The organism is Mongoliitalea daihaiensis (genome assembly GCF_021596945.1).
Lineage (GTDB): Bacteria > Bacteroidota > Bacteroidia > Cytophagales > Cyclobacteriaceae > Mongoliitalea > Mongoliitalea daihaiensis.
The window spans coordinates 3,249,160-3,267,231 of the sequence record NZ_CP063779.1; the positions used below are offsets into that span (position 1 = coordinate 3,249,160).

16 protein-coding genes and 1 pseudogene are annotated in these 18,072 nt (G+C 37.4%); 9 read left to right on the forward strand and 8 right to left on the reverse strand.

Annotation, left to right across the window (positions count from 1 at the left end; translation table 11 throughout):
• The first annotated feature begins 41 nt into the window (after positions 1-41).
• The 5 genes from IPZ59_RS13740 to IPZ59_RS13760 all read left to right on the forward strand — a co-directional run bounded on the left by IPZ59_RS13740 (position 42) and on the right by IPZ59_RS13760 (position 6,359).
• Positions 42-872, forward strand: a complete 831-nt coding sequence (locus tag IPZ59_RS13740) for a CvfB family protein (RefSeq protein ID WP_236136621.1) — start codon at positions 42-44, stop codon at positions 870-872.
• 116 nt (positions 873-988) lie between these two features.
• Positions 989-1,483, forward strand: coding sequence for a YkgJ family cysteine cluster protein (locus IPZ59_RS13745; protein ID WP_236136622.1), 495 nt, complete (start codon positions 989-991; stop codon positions 1,481-1,483).
• 49 nt (positions 1,484-1,532) lie between these two features.
• The gene (locus IPZ59_RS13750) at positions 1,533-2,459 is read left to right on the forward strand and encodes an ROK family protein (RefSeq protein ID WP_236136623.1); all 927 of its coding nucleotides are present in this window, start codon (positions 1,533-1,535) and stop codon (positions 2,457-2,459) included.
• A 300-nt stretch (positions 2,460-2,759) separates the two neighbouring features.
• Entirely contained in the window at positions 2,760-4,652 is a 1,893-nt protein-coding gene (gene serA, locus IPZ59_RS13755; protein WP_236136624.1) for a phosphoglycerate dehydrogenase, read from the forward strand.
• A gap of 156 nt (positions 4,653-4,808) precedes the next feature.
• Positions 4,809-6,359, forward strand: coding sequence for an AbgT family transporter (locus IPZ59_RS13760; protein WP_236136625.1), 1,551 nt, complete (start codon positions 4,809-4,811; stop codon positions 6,357-6,359).
• A gap of 192 nt (positions 6,360-6,551) precedes the next feature.
• Here the strand turns inward: IPZ59_RS13760 and trpS are convergent, their stop codons facing one another.
• On the reverse strand, positions 6,552-7,529 hold the full coding sequence (gene trpS / locus IPZ59_RS13765; RefSeq protein WP_236136626.1) for a tryptophan--tRNA ligase: 978 nt from the start codon (positions 7,527-7,529) through the stop codon (positions 6,552-6,554).
• Positions 7,530-7,600: 71 nt separating this feature from the next.
• Between trpS and IPZ59_RS13770 the strand changes: the two genes are divergently transcribed.
• From IPZ59_RS13770 to IPZ59_RS13780, 3 genes are all read left to right on the forward strand, one after another.
• On the forward strand, positions 7,601-8,695 hold the full coding sequence (locus IPZ59_RS13770; RefSeq protein ID WP_236136627.1) for a DUF1573 domain-containing protein: 1,095 nt from the start codon (positions 7,601-7,603) through the stop codon (positions 8,693-8,695).
• A 103-nt stretch (positions 8,696-8,798) separates the two neighbouring features.
• Positions 8,799-9,056 carry a YtxH domain-containing protein gene (locus IPZ59_RS13775; RefSeq protein ID WP_236136628.1) on the forward strand — a complete coding sequence of 86 codons (258 nt, stop codon included), beginning with the start codon at positions 8,799-8,801 and terminating at the stop codon, positions 9,054-9,056.
• 154 nt (positions 9,057-9,210) lie between these two features.
• The gene (locus tag IPZ59_RS13780) at positions 9,211-9,777 is read left to right on the forward strand and encodes a hypothetical protein (protein WP_236136629.1); all 567 of its coding nucleotides are present in this window, start codon (positions 9,211-9,213) and stop codon (positions 9,775-9,777) included.
• Here IPZ59_RS13780 and IPZ59_RS13785 read toward each other — a convergent pair.
• From IPZ59_RS13785 to IPZ59_RS13815, 7 genes and pseudogenes are all read right to left on the reverse strand, one after another.
• Positions 9,763-10,677: a DUF4236 domain-containing protein gene (locus tag IPZ59_RS13785; RefSeq protein ID WP_236139845.1), complete on the reverse strand. Its 915-nt coding sequence runs from the start codon at positions 10,675-10,677 to the stop codon at positions 9,763-9,765. The genes IPZ59_RS13780 and IPZ59_RS13785 overlap by 15 nt on opposite strands.
• A gap of 156 nt (positions 10,678-10,833) precedes the next feature.
• A pseudogene (locus tag IPZ59_RS13790) lies at positions 10,834-10,983 on the reverse strand (DUF4236 domain-containing protein); the annotation flags it as partial.
• Between the two features lie 58 nt (positions 10,984-11,041).
• Complete coding sequence (locus IPZ59_RS13795; protein ID WP_236136630.1) at positions 11,042-12,166, reverse strand: pyridoxal phosphate-dependent aminotransferase; 1,125 nt, start codon at positions 12,164-12,166, stop codon at positions 11,042-11,044.
• Between the two features lie 158 nt (positions 12,167-12,324).
• On the reverse strand, positions 12,325-13,341 hold the full coding sequence (gene mgrA, locus IPZ59_RS13800) for an L-glyceraldehyde 3-phosphate reductase (protein WP_236136631.1): 1,017 nt from the start codon (positions 13,339-13,341) through the stop codon (positions 12,325-12,327).
• A complete protein-coding gene (locus tag IPZ59_RS13805; protein ID WP_236136632.1) occupies positions 13,338-14,366 on the reverse strand; it encodes a patatin-like phospholipase family protein in 1,029 nt (342 codons plus the stop codon). Before IPZ59_RS13805 ends, mgrA begins: the two co-directional genes overlap by 4 nt.
• Positions 14,367-14,394: 28 nt before the next feature.
• Positions 14,395-15,729, reverse strand: a complete 1,335-nt coding sequence (locus IPZ59_RS13810; RefSeq protein WP_236136633.1) for a YfcC family protein — start codon at positions 15,727-15,729, stop codon at positions 14,395-14,397.
• 2 nt (positions 15,730-15,731) lie between these two features.
• Positions 15,732-16,508, reverse strand: coding sequence for an outer membrane protein assembly factor BamD (locus IPZ59_RS13815; protein WP_236136634.1), 777 nt, complete (start codon positions 16,506-16,508; stop codon positions 15,732-15,734).
• A 344-nt stretch (positions 16,509-16,852) separates the two neighbouring features.
• Between IPZ59_RS13815 and IPZ59_RS13820 the strand changes: the two genes are divergently transcribed.
• Positions 16,853-18,070: a BaiN/RdsA family NAD(P)/FAD-dependent oxidoreductase gene (locus IPZ59_RS13820; RefSeq protein WP_236136635.1), complete on the forward strand. Its 1,218-nt coding sequence runs from the start codon at positions 16,853-16,855 to the stop codon at positions 18,068-18,070.
• Positions 18,071-18,072 lie beyond the last annotated feature (2 nt).

Below are 18,072 nucleotides of genomic sequence, written 5' to 3' on the forward strand. Positions count from 1 at the left end.
ACCTTTAATAATCAACCCTAAAAAAGGGATTCTTATCTATTATGCGCGAATTAGGAAAAGTCAGTTCATTACTCATCAATCGATTCTCACCACATGGGGCTTATCTTGCACTCCAAGATGGGGGAGAGGTATTGCTTCCACAGTCATATTTGTCCGGGAGTGAAAAGGAAGGAGAAGAAATCGAGGTTTTTGTTTATACAGATAGTGAAGATAGACCTGTAGCGGTCACCAATCGTCCCAAAATGCTACTGGACGAGTTTGAGGTGTTGGAGGTAAAGGAAGTGACTACATTTGGAGCTTTTTTGGATTGGGGATTACCCAAAGATTTATTTGTCCCTAAAGCAGAAATGGGAAAACCAATGGAAGCTGGGGGCAAGTATCTAGTCATGTTGTGCAAAGATCATAAGACTGAACGATTGATTGGGGTGTCTAAATATGAGGATTTTTTACTTCGAGATACAGAAGGATTTGAAGCAGGGAAAGAAGTTGAGATATTAATTTTTGAAGAAACAGATTTAGGCTTCAAAGTCTTGATTGAAGGGGATTTTGAAGGGTTATTGTACAAAAATGAAGTATTTGAGCAGGTACAAGTTGGTGATCGGAAAAAGGCCTTTATCAAAAAAAGAAGAGAAGATGGAAAACTTGATGTGCAACTACTTCCCATCGGTAGGGCTAAATACGAGGAAGGGGCCGAAAAAATCCTAGAAATTTTAAAAGTCCGGAAATTTTTGCCCCTTCATGATAAATCATCCCCTGAGTCTATCAAAGAGTTATTGGGAATGAGTAAAAAACATTTCAAACAATCGATCGGTCAATTATACAAAGCTCAAAGAATCAAAATTTTGGATCATGGGATTGAAATCAATAACTAAACATATATAAATTTCGTTCATGTTTCAAAACACAGTTGGAATGTATTACAAAAAAAGAATAAATCCAAATAATTATGCAAATAATGTCTTTTGTAAAGGTGTTTTAACTGTTTCAAATGAGTGAATTTTTAGAGGATTTCAAGCAGTTGAGTAAGTCATTAATTGCGCAGCATAAAAAAATGCTTCCAAAGTTGAAAAGGATAAAAAGTAAAGATTTGGATCAGCATTTTTCACAAGCTCATGAGGAAAAGTTTAAGAAAATGGATTGTCTGACTTGTGCGAATTGCTGCAAAACTACCAGTCCTATTTTTATCCAAACCGATATTGATCGACTGGCTAAGGTTTTTCGGATGAAACCGTCTGAGTTTACAGAAGAATACCTTTTTAGAGATGGAGAAGGGGATTTTGTGTTAAAGAGCAGTCCCTGTCCGTTTTTAAATGAGGACAACACTTGCCTAGTCTATGACGAACGGCCAAAGGCTTGTCGGGAATATCCACACACGAATCGAAAAAATATGCATGGAATTTTAAATTTGACTTTGCAAAACACGCTTGTGTGTCCAGTTGTTTTGGAAATCTTTCAAGACTTTGATAAAGATTTTAGGAAGTAAAGAAAAGTCTTTGCTATTTTAGAGTGTAAAACCTATTGAATGAATTAGTATGAGTAACCATGAGCAATATTTTTTAGGTGTAGATGTAGGAGGCACACATCTAAAAATCGGTTTAGTGAATAAATCCGGTGATATCCTTTCTTTTGATAAAGTTGACACCGCACCCTATCGAGATGACCCCAAAGGCTTTAATACCAAGTTTGTGGAAGGTATGGAAGGTATTTTGGCCAAGTACCCTGAGGTGTCGAAAGTTGGAATAGGTCTGCCTGGTTTGATATCGAAAGATAGAACAACCACCTTGGAAATTCCGGCCATCCCTGCGTTAAACGGATTTAATCTGAAAGGGGCCTTGAAAGAAAAGTACCCAAGTATTTCCTTTTTTTTAGAGAATGATGCCGCCGCCGCTGCAATCGGTGAGTATCGTTATGGAAAAAATAATCCACCTGAAAACTTCTTGTTTATTACCATGGGTACAGGAATTGGGAGTGCTTTAATCTTAGGAGGGGAAGTTTTCAAAGGTGGTAGAGGTAATGCCATGGAAATGGGGCATATGTTATCGCGAGGCAACGAAGGATTGGAAAAACTTATAGGAAGACAGGGGATTTTACGGATTATGGAGCGATTTATTAAAGGTTATCCCCGCTTGGTAGGTGAATTGGAAAATAAAGAATTAGGTACTCATTTGTTGGTAGACAGTGCAAAGAATGGAAATGAAGTTTCTTTAATGGTCTTTGAAGAAGTGGGGAGAGTTTTGGGGGAATCCATCGTTTCTGCAATTCGTCTTTTAGACGTCAACCATGTTTATTTTGGGGGTGGAATCTCAGCTGGCTTAGAATTTATGATGCCTTCTATGGAAAAAACAGTGAGGCAATTTTTAACCCCTTATTATGTAAAGGATTTGTTGCTTACGAAGGCAACTTTAGAAAATAATGCCGGTACCTTGGGAGCAGCGGCGCTATGTTTTATGGAAGATTGATTTGTAAAACCAAAAAATATGAAAGAGCCATTGAATCTCCAATCTTCAATGGCTTTTTGCTTGACTAAGTATATTTTTTGTATTCAAGAATCATTCATGAAGCCGACTGCTTTTCGCAAGTCTCGATGGAACTAATAGAAAAAACCATCGCATGGTGTTTTCATTTTCCCTTTATGGGCAGTGCAATCGATTTCTTGGTTTGTGTGATAAAAGTCCAAAAGTATTTTTACTAATAAAACCGTAATTTTTTTAATAAAATTCTAATTTTGGGTATAAATCCTAAATAATTTAGCTAATCCGATGCCAAGAAATAAAAAATTCATCATTGATTTTGATAGTACATTTACCCAAGTAGAAGCCTTGGATGTTTTAGGAGAAATTTCTCTTGCTCACGACCCTAAAAAAGAAGAAAAACTTCATGCGATCAAGGAAATTACAGACTTAGGGATGGAAGGCAGCCTAAATTTTCGTGAAAGTTTGGAACGAAGATTGGAAATTTTACAGGCCAATAAATCTCAGATTCAAGAATTGATTGCCGCACTTAAACAAAAGGTGTCAAAGTCTTTTCATAGAAATAGGGAGTTTCTTCAAGAACACGCAGCTGACATCATCATTATTTCCAATGGATTTAAGGATTTTATTACTCCGATCGTTGGGGAATATGGTATCAAGCCTGAAAATGTATTTGCCAATGAGTTTATTTATGATGGAGATGGCAAAATAATAGATTTCAACAGGGATAATATTTTATCCAAGAATGGAGGTAAGCCTGAAATTATTAAAAGTCTTCATTTAGAGGGAGATATTTACGTAATTGGTGATGGTTATACAGATTATGAAATTAAAGCCTCTGGTTTAGCCAATAAATTTTATGCCTTTACGGAAAATGTGGCTCGTCCAAAGGTTACCTCAAAAGCAGATCATATAGCTCCTAGTTTAGACGAAATTTTATATATCAATAAAATGAACAAAAAATTTTCATACCCCAAAAGCCGTATTAATGTACTTTTATTAGAGAATGTACATCCAATTGGTGTTGAACTGATGCAGGAAGAAGGCTACAACGTGGAAGTCATTTCCTCTGCTTTGTCTGAGGACGAGTTAGCAGAAAAGATCAAAAATGTGAGTATTTTGGGGATTCGATCCAAAACGAACGTAACCAAAAAAGTGCTTGAAAATGCGAATCGCTTGATTTCAATCGGAGCGTTTTGTATTGGCACCAATCAGATTGATTTGGACACATGTACCAAAAAAGGTATTGCAGTCTTCAATGCCCCTTTTAGTAATACACGATCCGTAGTGGAAATGGCTATTGCGGAAATCATCTTCTTGATGCGTAATTTCCACGACAAAAGTTTGGGAATGCACCAAGGAATCTGGGATAAATCTGCAACTGGTAGCTTTGAAATCAGAGGTAAAAAACTGGGTATCGTTGGTTATGGGAATATTGGAGCTCAACTTTCTGTCTTGGCAGAGAATATGGGATTGGATGTTTACTATTACGATGTCATTGAAAAATTAGCTTTGGGAAATGCCACCAAACTGGACTCTCTAGAGGAATTACTTCGTATATCTGATGTTGTTTCCTTGCATGTGGATGGACGAAAAGACAATAAAAATATCCTTGATGCGGAGAAAATTGCGCTCATGAAGAAGGGTAGTTATTTGGTCAATCTAAGTAGGGGACATGTGGTAGATATACAGGCTTTGAAAGCAGCCTTAGAAACTGGACACATTGCTGGTACCGCAATTGATGTTTTTCCTGAAGAACCTAAGAATAATTCAGAGCCATTTGTCTCTGAGTTAATGGGAATGCCTAATACGATCCTGACTCCACATATAGGAGGTTCTACCTTAGAAGCACAAGTAAATATAGCCCGTTTTGTACCTGGTAAAATCATGGAGTATATCAATACAGGTAATACGTATAATTCTGTGAACTTCCCCAATATTCAGTTGCCGTTTTTAAAGGAAGCACATCGACTGATTCACATCCATCAAAATGAACCAGGGATTTTGGCCAAAATCAATCAATGCTTGGCACACCATGAGATCAATATCGTAGGCCAATACTTAAAAACTAATGAAAGTATAGGTTATGTGATTACAGATATCAATAAGGTGTATTCTCCTGAGGTGATCGATGCAATGAAGAATATCCCTGGAACGATTCGTTTTCGAGTGCTTTATTAATCATTTCCTTTGATTTTAAATCTTTTTAAGATGGGACTTATGAGCTAAGTTCCATCTTTTTTTTATTGCTGATCATTAAAAATTCGCTGAATGCTCAGTTAAAATTCTTTGATAATACAGGATGCTTCTTATTTTTGGAAAAATACTTGATGACTTATGAGCAACACTACAGCAGGAAAGAAAAGTTTTTTGGACCGTTTCTTAGATTTTATTGAAAAAGCAGGAAATAAACTACCGGATCCGGCCATCTTGTTTTTAGGTTTAATGCTTCTAACGTGGGTGATTTCGGCTGTTTTGGCCCCCATTGATTTCAATGCTTTTGATCCACGTACAGGTGAGTCCCTTCGTATTCAAAATATGTTGACTGGGGAGCGCTTAGCAGCATTTTTCGCCAATATGACCTCCGTTTTCATCAATTTCGCTCCATTGGGAGTAGTATTGTTGGCGATGTTAGGGGTTGGAGTTGCTGAGCATAGTGGATTTATCAATGCAGGTTTAAAATATGTCTTGGGCGTAACGCCAAAGATGTTATTAACACCCATATTGGTTTTGGTTGGTATTGTAAGTCATACTGCTGCAGACGCCGGATATGTTCTGGTAATTCCCTTGGGAGGTGTAATTTTTTACGCTGCTGGCCGTCATCCATTAGCTGGGATTGCAGCTGCTTTTGCTGGTGTATCGGGTGGGTTTTCAGCAAATTTCATCCCATCCAGCATTGATCCTCTTATTCAAAGTTTTACACAATCTGCTGCTCAAATTGTAGATCCAGAGATCATATTAAACCCCTTGAATAATTACTATTTCACTTCTTTCTCTTCCATTTTAGTAGTCGTCGTAGTTTGGTTTGTGACCGATCGTATCATAGAACCACGATTACAAAAAAATGTGCAAGTAGATGAAAACTTAGAAGATGTACCAAAGATGGAGGCTATCACGGATTCTGAAAAAAAGGCATTTTGGAAAGCTTTTGTCACGTTGGCTGTTGGAGTTTTGTTGCTGGTAATTTGGGTAATTCCTGAGAACTCTGCCATGAGAAACCCCGCTGGTGAAATTACTGCTGGAGATGCTCCTTTGATGAAAAGTATTGTGCCACTCATTTTTGTTTTGTTTTGGATTCCAGGGATGGTATATGGATTTGCCTCCAAAACCTATGCATCCATGAAAGATATGGTCATGTCTATGAGTAAATCCATGGGCAGTATGTCATATTATATCGTTATGGCATTTTTCTGTGCACTATTTATTGATGCTTTCACGCAGTCAAAGATTGGGTCATTAACTGCCTTAAAAGGTGCGGAATTCCTAAAATCGCTCCAACTTCCAGGGCAAGTTACTATTGTGGGGATCTTGTTACTAACCGCATTTGTCAACTTGTTGGTGGGTTCTGCTTCTGCTAAATGGGCCTTAATCAGTCCTATATTTGTACCGATGTTGATGCAGTTAGGGATTTCTCCCGATTTGACACAGGCGGCTTATAGAGTAGGGGATTCCGTATCGAATATCATCACTCCTTTGTTGCCATATTTTCCATTGATCGTTGTTTTTTGCCAAAAATATGTCAAATCAACAGGAATTGGAACGTTGGTATCTATCATGATTCCTTATTCACTCGCGCTCTTGGTAACATGGACCATATTCCTCTTGCTTTATTGGGCTTTAGGCATTCCTTTGGGCATACAAGCGACGTATGAATATATAGGGTTTTAAAAAATGAGGCTGTTTTATAAATAGATTTTCTATCAAATTAAGCTTATGTATAGTAATTGATCTCTTGGAGTCTTGGTGGCTTTATGGTCTAAAACGCCACCAAGACTAAAGGTACAAAGTTCTGCTTTACTAAATACAAAATAATATCTGGGTAATTTGCCATTTAATAGACATATGAAACAGCTTCTTTTATCATGACCTGAATCCCAACTTTTGACGGACTTTGCTCAATATGATTGTAGCTTCTTCCCTTGCTTTCTGTTCTCCTTCTGATAATTTTTCTTCGAGCTCTTGAGGGTTGCTCATAAAATACTCGAACGTCTTTCTTTCTTCCGCGTATTCCGAAAGGATCAAGTCTAGAAACTCTTTTTTAGCATGACCGTAACCGAAATTACCTGCTAGATATTTTGACCGTAAATCCTGAGTTTGGCTTTCGCTACCAATCAAACTGTATAACTTAAATACGTTGCAGGTATCCGGATTCTTGGGTTCTTCTAAGCCTGTGGAATCGGTAATTATGCTATTGATGTTTTTCTTCAAAGCTTTTTCTGGAAGAAATACATCAATGTAATTATTGTAGGACTTGCTCATTTTTTGACCATCCGTACCTGGAATAATCATGACTTCTTCCGAAATCCTAGCCTCTGGAAGGGTGAAGATATCCTCTTCCATTCGATGGTTAAATGAACTTGCTATATCCCTAGCCATTTCCAAATGTTGTAACTGATCTTTTCCTACAGGCACAATGTTGGCGCTGTATAGCAGGATGTCTGCCGCCATAAGGACAGGATAGGTAAAGAGTCCTGCATTTACATCGGCTAAGCGGTCTGATTTATCCTTAAAGCTATGAGCATTTGCTAACATAGGGAAAGGGGTAAAACAGCTCAGATACCATGTCAGTTCAGCTACTTCAGGGATCATGGATTGTCGGTAAAAAACAGTTTTTTCAATATCTAAACCGAACGCAAGCCAAGCCGCTGCTACGGCTAAAGTGTTTTCTTTTCTCAACTCACCATCTTTAATGGAAGTCAAGGAATGAAAATCAGCGATAAAGATAAAAGACTCATTGGATGTATCTTTGGTTAATCTGATAGCTGGAACGATCGCACCAAGAATGTTTCCAAGGTGAGGTCTTCCAGAACTTTGAATGCCTGTTAATACTCTTGCCATTTTTCTAAATTTTGGTGCAAATTAACATATTACAGGTACATATCGGTTGAATTTTATCGTTATTTGTGCTTATGAAAATCTCGATAAAAACCTTAATTATTGCTTTAATTACTTTTTTTCTAGTCAATCCAGTTGATGCTCAGGAAATTGAGCGAAAGTTATTAGATTGGCAAAATAAATCATTGTACATAGGGCCTGTTGTAGCAGAGAATGGTAGCAGTACAGTGGAGTTTTTCGGAAAAAATCCCTACGCGGATTCTTTAGTAATTACTGATGTAATTACAGATTGCGGTTGTACAGTGGTAGAATACAGCAAAGACACACTGGTTCAAGATGATATGTTCCGTCTTACTGTTTCTTATAATTCTGACTACAGAGGAGGGGAATTTAAAAAATATGTACTCGTCCGATCCAATTTAGATATTTATGGAGATACCTTGGTAATTGAAGGAATTAACTTTCCTGTAGTTGACGATCCAGTTAAAAACTTTCCGTACCGAGTAGGGCCATTAGGATTTAGACTTCCTATGATCAATATGGGACAGGTTTTTACGAATGAACCGAAATTGAAATTTTATGATGTTTACAATTTCAGTAATGAAGCTGTAAGTCTCGCAGATTTAGCAGTTCAAAATTGGCCGCAGCACATACAGATTACTTTTGAACCTGCATTGATAGAAGCGGGACAAAGAGCATTGGTAAGTCTAATGTTCGATGCGGAGAATGCAGGTGCATTTGGTTATTATAGAGAAAATTTGCAAGTCCAATTAAATGATGGTGAATCTTACGAGCTTGGTTTGACAGGTTCAATTTTAGAGTATTTTGAACCTGTCCCCCAAAGCATGGCATCAGTCATTCCAAGATTGCATATTTCAAATACAGAAGTTGACTTCAAAGAAATCAGTTCTTCAAAACTTGTACAGAAAGTTTTTGATTTTAGTAATTTAGGGCAAGAGCCCTTACTTATTCGTCAAGTGAGCAGTTCTTGTGAATGTGTGCAAATAGATTTACCTAAAAATGAACTGTTTCCAGGAGAAAAGATAGAAGTTTTGATCACTTTTGATCCTAAGGGAAGAAAAGGAATTGATCACAAGCATGTTACTGTTTTTACCAATGACCCCATCAATCCTGTAAGAACGATTACGCTTAGAAGTATGATTAAGTAAACATGAGCCTAAGATTTACGTATAGTTTGGTATGACTCTTGTACTAGGGTATGTTGGAATTACAGTTCCAAGCTAAATTATTTCTAACTAAAAAATAACTGTTATGAGTTCTACAAAATTTATTTTAGGCGCCCTTGTTGGTGCAGTAGTGGGTGTACAAATTGGTATTTTGGTTGCTCCTGATAAAGGTGAAGTCACTAGGAAAAAAATCAGTAAGAAAAGCAGTGAGTATATGGATGAGCTTACTTCCACGTTGAATGGGTATTTTGATGGCCTAACCAAAAAAGTAAGCGCAGCAACAGAAGAAGTGGATAAACTAGCTAAAAAAGCAAAAGCTGAAGCAGACAAGTTGACAAAATAAAAATTTATTTTGGAAAAAAAGGAAGTCGTTGAGGGCTTCCTTTTTTTTATTGAATACGTTTTTTTTTTATTGAATACGTTTTTTTATATTCGAACAGTGTATTTTTGTATGGCAAATATTTTTATGTTAGCTTTAGAATTATAAACCTATGACTATGATTACTGAAGTATTCCTTCCAGATGATAACTTGGCCGATTTTATTTCCGGCTATTTTTTGATTGAGGTTGATTCCTATGATGATTTTATACCTCTCAAAAAATTTGAAAGCGGTGTGAGTCTAGGAATATGTCTTGGAAAACCTTTTGAATTTGGTTTAAAGTCGGAAGGCATAAGCTATGACCGGATAAAATTTCAGTATTTTGAACACCCTATGCTTTTTACAAAATATGATTCTCAAAACGAATTAGTAGTTCGGGGGAATGTTCGATTACTCTTTGTTATTTTTACACCTTTTGGTATGAATTTGCTTTTTAATCAACAAAATCCTCAATTTGATGAAAGAATTGTTCCATTGTCACGCTTGGGTTTGCCCTTATTTAATTTAAGAGCCAAAAGGAAGCTGAGGTACAATCAAGATAATGTTGAAGGAGTAAAGCTTATTGATGATGAGTTTAGAAGGTTTTATCGACAAGAAAATAATCCAAAACGTTCAGATGATTTTATTTCACCTTCGATCTATCCTTTTTTTCCAGAAGAAAAGAAAGAATCAGATAAAAGTTAACTTTTGGATAATTCCAGCAACAGTAATGAGGTCTTCACTTGTCAAAATAACAGGATTTTTCCGGTTTCGAAGGCTGAGCTCTATGACACCGTCTTCTAAAGAGAGCGTGATATTTTCTATTTGATTGATAGGATAACTTCGATTTTGACGTCCATCTTCAATTTCAATCTGTCTACTTCCTATTCTTAGAATTCCTTCAAGGTCTATCTGAAAGCCGATTTCTTTTACTCGTTGCTTATTTTCTTGCCAGCTTTGTAAAATTCGTCGAGTTAAAAATTTTCCTTTTCCTTCAAAATAGGCTTGTTCCCCTCTTACGAGAGCCCTACTAAAAGATGTCTCAGAGAGCTCCTTCTCTTCAATTAATCTGAGTTCTTGAAATTGTTTAATTAAAGACGCTTCCTCCTTTATTTTATGTGGTGGGATTTCCCATTTGCTTTCAATTTCTTTGAGTAGGTTCTCTTCTTTCGTACTTAATTGATGATCTGCAAGAGATTCATCTACAATAGTTTGATAGATATATGTAGTTATTTTTTGTAATTCAACAGGTTGTATAGGGAGAAAGCCTAAAGTTGATTTTACCTCTTGAACGGACCCTTCAGAGAGTTGGTTTTCTAACCAACAAAACGCAGTATGCAAAGCCAAAACCGAAGTATTTGATTGAGTAAATTCTTTTGTTTCAGCAATCCAAGTTTCTTTGCTTTGCTGCGATGGTCCAAAATCTTTTAGCAGTTCGAATCTTTGAATTAGTTTTTTTTGTTCCGTTTTTTTCTTGTACCAAAAAAATACTGCAATGCTGCTGGCTAAAGTGCCAAGCAAGGGTATGATCGTAGGAGTTATAGCGGACCAAATCCCAAAAATTCCTAGCAATAGGAGAGGAAGTCTGCTTTGTACTTTCTCCAAGGGGGGTAGTTGAAGATCCCTTTTTTGATTGCTTAACAAGGGATATGTTAAACCTGTATCTGTAAATAGTTCTACATCTGGTAACCGATGACCAGTAGAGGGAGAACTATTAAAATTCCCCCCATTTACACTTCCAATATTTTTTCTGTAGTAGAGCCCATGCCTACCCCCATGAAGATATGCTCTCCCTTGCGAATTAACTCCTATTCTTGCCCCAGTAACGCCAGCGGATAGACCTATACCTGATTTGGAGAAATTTATACGTAATAGGCCAAAATTCAGCCCCTTCCTAAGATAAAAAGCCATAATGATAAATAATGAAGCAATGGTTAATTAATCATTACGTATTTTTCTTTTGAAAGATTTATCCAAATATTTCGATCGCTGCTTGATTAAAGAGTTGTACTTCTTCAACTGTACCTGTACTAATTCTGCACCATTCATCTAGTGGAGGGAATGGTCTACCAATGATGATTCCTTTCTTTAAAAATTCATTTGCAAGGGCACTAACGTCTCTTTTTGCATGGAAAAAAACAAAATTGGCCTGTGAAGGCAAATACCGCAGACTCAATTGATCCAACGTGTTTTCGATCATTTTTCTGCATTCCAGATTTTTGTCTAAGCTAAACTTGTAAAAAGATTCATCCTCTAAGGCAGCTTTGCCGGCTTCAATGGCCATCATATTGGTATTAGCTACAATTCGTTCAGATAGCTTTTCGGCAATGTCTGGTCTTGCTACCAAGTATCCCAATCGAATACCAGCCAATCCGTAAACTTTTGAAAGTGTTTTTGAAACGATGACATTCTTTCCTTTTTTGACTAACTCCACCATGGATGGATAGGTTGGATCTTCGATGTAGTCATAGTAAGCCTCATCACTGAATAGCATGGTTTTATTAGACACCGATTCACAAAAATCCATTACATTTTTTGCAGGAAGTAGTTTTCCAGTTGGATTGTTTGGGTTGCAAAGAAAAACCAATTTGGTCTTGGAACTGATACGTTTTTCAATTTCTTCCAAATCATAGTCATACTCTTTGTTGAGGGGAACCCAATTGATTGAAGCGCCCCATGTTTCAGCATAGTTCATTAGGGAAAGAAAAGTGGGTAAGCCGGAAATAATTTCATCGCCAGGTCCTGCATAAGTAATACCTGTTATTTTTAGACCTTCTGTGGAGCCTGCAACCAAAACAATATGGTCAGATGGGACACCTTCCTTTTGTGCGATTTTTTCTCTCAAATCAGCATTATATGCCCAAGGGTATCTGCATCCCAAATCAAAACTATCCACCATGGCTTTTCTCATTTTTTCAGAGGGCCCGTAAGGATTTTCATTACTTCCAAGGCGGATGGGTACTGAAAGTTTACGAGGGTTAAATTCTTTAACTTCTTTTGCAGTGAGTAAATGTGATGCTTGTGCACCTGTCAAGAGTGTCGTTCCACTGAGTATTCCTGCACTTTTAAGCCATTGTCTTCTGGATAGTTTCATTTATTTGGGAGTTTATTGTTCAAAAGATATTGAATAATCGTTTCAAAATTTAGCAGATACAACAATATCATCCAAAAATCTGTATTTGTTTGATCCACTGACTGCCAAAGCATCCCCTGATTTTTGGTATTATTGCCAAGTTTATTTTTTAAATAATTTTATTGAATAATCGCTTCAATTGCTTGTAATTCCGATTCCGTAAATTGAAGATTTTGTAGTGTTTGTATATTTTCCTCCACTTGTTGACTTGTACTGACGCCTATTAACACTGAACAGATTTCAGGATTTCGTAAAATCCAAGCTATGGCCATTTGCGCAAGCTTTTGTCCCCTGCTTTGAGCAATTTCATTCAGTAAGCGTACTTTTTCTAAAACTTGGGGTGTAAGATTATTTTCAGAGAGGTATCTTCCATCGGAAGCAATTCTACTGCCCGCAGGAATGCCGTTGAGGTATTTGTCAGTCAAAAGCCCTTGTTCCAATGGAGAAAAAGCGATCCCTCCAATACCCTTGTTAGATAATGTCAGGAGTAGATCATTTTCAACCCATCTATCAAGCATACTGTAGCGTGGTTGGTGAATCAACAATCGGACCCCCATGCGTTGAAGGATTTCATATGCTTGGATTGTTTGCTCTGCGGTGTATTGGGAGATACCCACATAAAGCGCCTTACCTTGCTTAACCATCAATGCTAATGCTTCCATGGTCTCTTCTAATGGTGTATCAGGGTCTGGTCTATGATGGTAAAAAATATCCAGATAATCTAAGTTCATCCGTTTTAAGCTCTGATCCAGTGATGCGATTAGATATTTTTTAGAGCCAAAGTTTCCATAAGGACCAGGCCACATATCCCAGCCTGCCTTGGAAGAAATAATCAATTCATCTCGGTAGGCTTTCAAGTCTTTGTGAAGTATTCTGCCGAAATTTTCTTCGGCAGACCCAAATGGAGGGCCATAATTATTGGCAAGATCTATATGAGTAATTCCGCCATCAAATGCAGTCCGAATAATTTGTCTCATCGTTGTAAAACTCCCATTATGACCAAAATTATGCCATAAGCCAAGCGAAAGCATGGGGAGTTGAAGTCCACTTTTACCACATCGGCGAAATTGCATGCGTTCATACCGGTTTTCATTCGCTACATAAGTTGGTAGTGGATGATGATCATTTATTTTCATTCGCTTTTTCGATTATCAATTAATTTGAGCACTAAATTATGAATCAATTCTTCATTTTTTTGAATAAAAACTTCACCTGCTTCCACAAGTGCACTCATATTGGAAGGACTAGCATTGTCCATGTCGGGTTTCGCTTTGTGTAGTTCCGGCTCGAGTCTAATGTAACCTTCTTGATTATTTCCAGCATCAAAAAGCCATTGCAATTGATGGGATACCGTTTCGGAGTTACCAGACATCATAATGTCGATCAGAGGTTTAATCCATTGTATTAATCCAAATCTTTTTGCCCGTTCAAAAGGGATAGGTTCTTTGACATTCCCAGTTCCTAAAGATACCATAAACATATCTTTTGAGGTTGGTTTTTGAATGTGGTCAAAGTCACATTTTCTTACCTCTGCATAGGCGCACATGGAAGGGTTATTGGCAAATACACCTCCATCTACTAATGCATAATTAACGCCTTTTCTTGATTTTATCAATGCGGGTTCAAAATAGGTGGGCGCAGCAGCAGTGGCTTGTGCCACATCTCGTACTAAAAAATCAAAAGACTCATTGTCACATGCTTTTCCAAATTTAAAGAAATTTGCTCCTCTAGATTCAATATCATAGGCAGTAAATAAACAAGGTCTTAATAAGTCACTTAAGTAAAAATCATTGAAATATTTATGGAGCGTTTTTAGCAAAGTAGCATTGGGATATTTTTCCTCCATTATGCCAAACAACGTTCGAAAGCGGTGGGCAATAGGTTTTTTAAAAATATTACTTCCGTTTTCCAAGTAAAGGTTTACAACCTCCTCCATAGTATATTGAGGCCTTCCTGGTCTTAATGGATTTGGTATTAACATACCGCAACCGAGGATACCTCCAGTACTAGTACCTGCAACAAAATCAAAATAATCTACTAGTCGTGCGTCAGGATTATTGGTTTCTTTTTGAATTCTTTGTTCAATAAATCGAAGTATGGTACCAGGCAAAATACCTCTAATCCCACCTCCGTCAATGGAGAGAATAGCTACTTTTTTCATGATTTAATAAAGTTAGTGGATGACTAAATTACAATAAAAAAACTGCTAAAACCACTGATATTGAAGCGATTCCAAAAATAATTAAAAAAGGCTTCCAGGCGAATTTGATCCACTCTTTGTAAGAAACCCCAGCAGCAGTTAATATTGCCATCAAACCACCATTGCTGGGGGTAATCAAATCCATCAAACCGGCACCATATTGATAAGCAAGCACCACCACTTGTCGAGACATCCCAATGAGATCTGCCAAAGGACTTAATAAAGGCATTGTTAAGACAGCTTGACCGGAAGTGCTTGGTACTGGAATGTGAAGAATAGCCTGTGCTACAAGCATTCCAAAAGCAGACAAAGCAATTGGTAAGTTTTCGAGTGGATTAAATAAGGCCAAAATCAAAGTATCTATGATCTGGCCTTCTTGCAATACCAAATAAATACTTCTAGCTAATCCAACAATAATACCAGCAAACACCAATTCTGAAAATCCTGCTGCATATGCTTTGGCTGTACCATTTACGCCTAATTTTCCAATGATTCCAGCGCTCATGCCAGTCACAAAAAAGATAGCTGACATTTCATTGTAATCCCACTCCCAATTGGTTAAGCCGTAAATCATTACTGCAAAAGTAAGTGCAACCAAAAGTAAAATAATGGTATGATTCCAAGATAGACCTTGTGTGTCAGGAGCGGTTTCGGTTGGCTTAGATTCAGAATCCTTTCCAAATTTGACTATATAAAAGATCCAAAAACTTAACGCCGCTAGGAAAAATATCATTCTATATATTCCATCTGAAAAAACAGCTACATCTGCTACCTTTTGAGCAATGATTACAGAAAAAGGATTAGTAGGTCCAAAGGAACCTCCAATGAGTGCTGAACCTAAACTAATTGCCACACCTGCTATCCGTGTATAACCTATTTTACTCACCAATACCATCAAAACAGGAACCATAGCAATTATTTCTTCTTGCAGCCCATTGAGGGCACCTGCGGTTGCAAATAGTAATCCAACAATGACTAATAAGGAAGCTTTCGCATTTTTAAAGCGATGGACGAGTACCTCTAAACCTGATTGAAAGGCTCCTGTTTGGTCCACTACATAAAAAGCACCTCCAATAATTAAAATAAGCACAACCACTTCCGCACCTTCAATAATTCCTTCTGGAATTGAGAGAAATGTTTTACCAATGCTAATTGGATTTGAGCCTTTAGATGTGTAGCTACCAGGGACAACAATTTCCCTACCGGTATTTTCATCCAAAACTCGTTCAAAATTACCAGCTGGTACAAGGTATGTCAATGCCGCCGCAATCAACACAAAGCACAGCATGATTATGAGTGGATGAGGAAAGGAAAGGGTTTTCATGGTTAGGGTTTCGGAGTAGGATTGCCATGTTGTTTTTGGAGTTTTTGAAACACCATCGACATATGCTTGGGACCTGCTTGATGATTACAAATACTTTCTTCTACCAATCTTCCCAAACCACTACAGGTACGGCAATCACTAAATTCTTCCAAGCTTCCTTCGCATTGAGGGCAGGTATGTTTTCCTTGTCCTTGGCATTGACCACATTCATGGTACTCCACTATATTGAATATATTTCTTCGGGTCAATAGCCCTTTCCCAAAACACCGATTACAACCTACAGCCCCTTTTGCTTTACAGTAATTACAAGGCTGTGAAACTTGTTTGGCTCCTTCACAGGTTGGACAGGAAGCGAACCTGTAACCTCTCCGATCACACAAGTCACAGTTTTGTATGGCTTGGAGTGGTTGTTTTAGACGTTCTTCGAGTTCTTTGGCTTTTTGATAATTCTCTCCCCTAAATCCATTGATTTGCAGGTAACGTGTAAGAAAATTTCGACTATTGTCGTACTGCTCCAACTGAAACAATGTTTCTGCAAAATAATAAGGCATTTCGGGCGGAATGGGTTGATTACTCTCCACGATTTGACGAAAAAAAGTATTGGCTTGCTCATAATTTCCCTTATCCATTTCTGCCAACGCATTGTTCAAAAGGCGTGAGGTATTCCCTAAGTTTGGTCTCACTTGGGCATGGACACCCCAATCAAGACCAAGAGTAAAGGTAAGAAAGGAACAAAAGAAAATTATTTTAAGGTATACCTTGGGTTGGATGAAACTCATTGACATGTATTACTTTTCACGTTGCTACGAACTAATGATCAAACTTAGCATTAATCTTTTTTTTAGCACACAACTTTTATACAAAAAGTAAAGTGCACGTACATTAACTTGCTATTTTTTGAATTTAAATCTTCACTTTTTGTTGCTCAATCATTAATTATACTCTCATATGGGTTGAATGTTTTGGAAAAAGCTAATGTCATTTATTTTTTTATTAGTCTTAACCTAAGACGCATATTTCAATAGTGCATTCAAGCATTAGAATTTTTGTAATTGTATATTTCTGACTTCCTCTATCTTTGCTTACTTTTGAAATGGAAAGTTAGAGAGTAAGGTTTACAATTATGCAAAAACTCCGTATTGGTGTAATTGGTGCTGGTGCAGCAGGCTATTTTGCTGCCATTCATGCATCTTCAAAACATACAGAGGTAACCATGTTGGAAAAAACTTCCAAGACATTGGCTAAAGTAAAGATTTCAGGGGGAGGAAGGTGCAATGTAACGCATCATGCTCCTGAATTATCCAAACTCATCAAATCGTATCCTAGAGGAGGGAATTTTTTAAAAAAGGTTTTCAGATATTTTGCTATAGCAGAGACCATTGATTGGTTTGAAAGCAGGGGAGTGGCTTTGAAAATAGAACAGGATGGACGCATGTTTCCGGTTTCAGATAGTTCTCAAAGTATTATAAATGCACTTGTAGCTGAAGCCAACAAATGCAATGTAAACCTCTTGTTGAATGTTGCTGTGCACTCTATTGCTAAGGAGTCTAATCAATTTGAAGTACAAACCTCCAAAGGCAAGTTATCGTTTGACCGATTGATTATTTGTACGGGAGGTAATCCAAAACTTTCAGGTTTTGATTTCCTTGAAGGTTTGGGACACAGTATTGTTGAGCCTATACCATCTTTATTTACATTTAATACTCCGCATTCTCCTTTGAAATCATTGATGGGAATATCAGTTCCTGATGCATTAGTGAAGTTAGAGGGAACCAAGCTTTCTTACCATGGACCTGTGTTGATTACTCATTGGGGAATCAGTGGGCCAGCAGTGTTGAAATTATCTGCTTTTGGGGCAGAATGGCTGGCAGATGTACATTATAAAGCCAATGCTCATATCCGATGGGGCGTTGATTGGACGGAATCAGAGTTGATCATGCACCTGCAAGCATTCAAAAGTAAACATCCAAAGAAAAAGATATTTAGTAATCCTTTGGTTGGATTGCCACAACGATTGTGGATGTACCTTTGTCAAGAGTCTGAGATTATGGAAATGCAACTTTGGGAAAATACATCAAAAAAGCAGTTCAATAAACTTGTTCAAAATCTTTTTTGCTATATTGTACCCATCGAAGGAAAAACGACCTTTAAAGAGGAATTTGTGACTGCTGGTGGGGTTGATTTAGGTCAAGTACATCCAGAATCAATGGAAAGTAAGTCGACTAAGGGGTTGTTTTTTGCCGGTGAGGTGCTTAATATAGATGGAATTACAGGAGGCTTTAACTTTCAAGCAGCTTGGAGTACAGGGTATCTTGCGGGAAAGAATAGTCAAACATTATAATC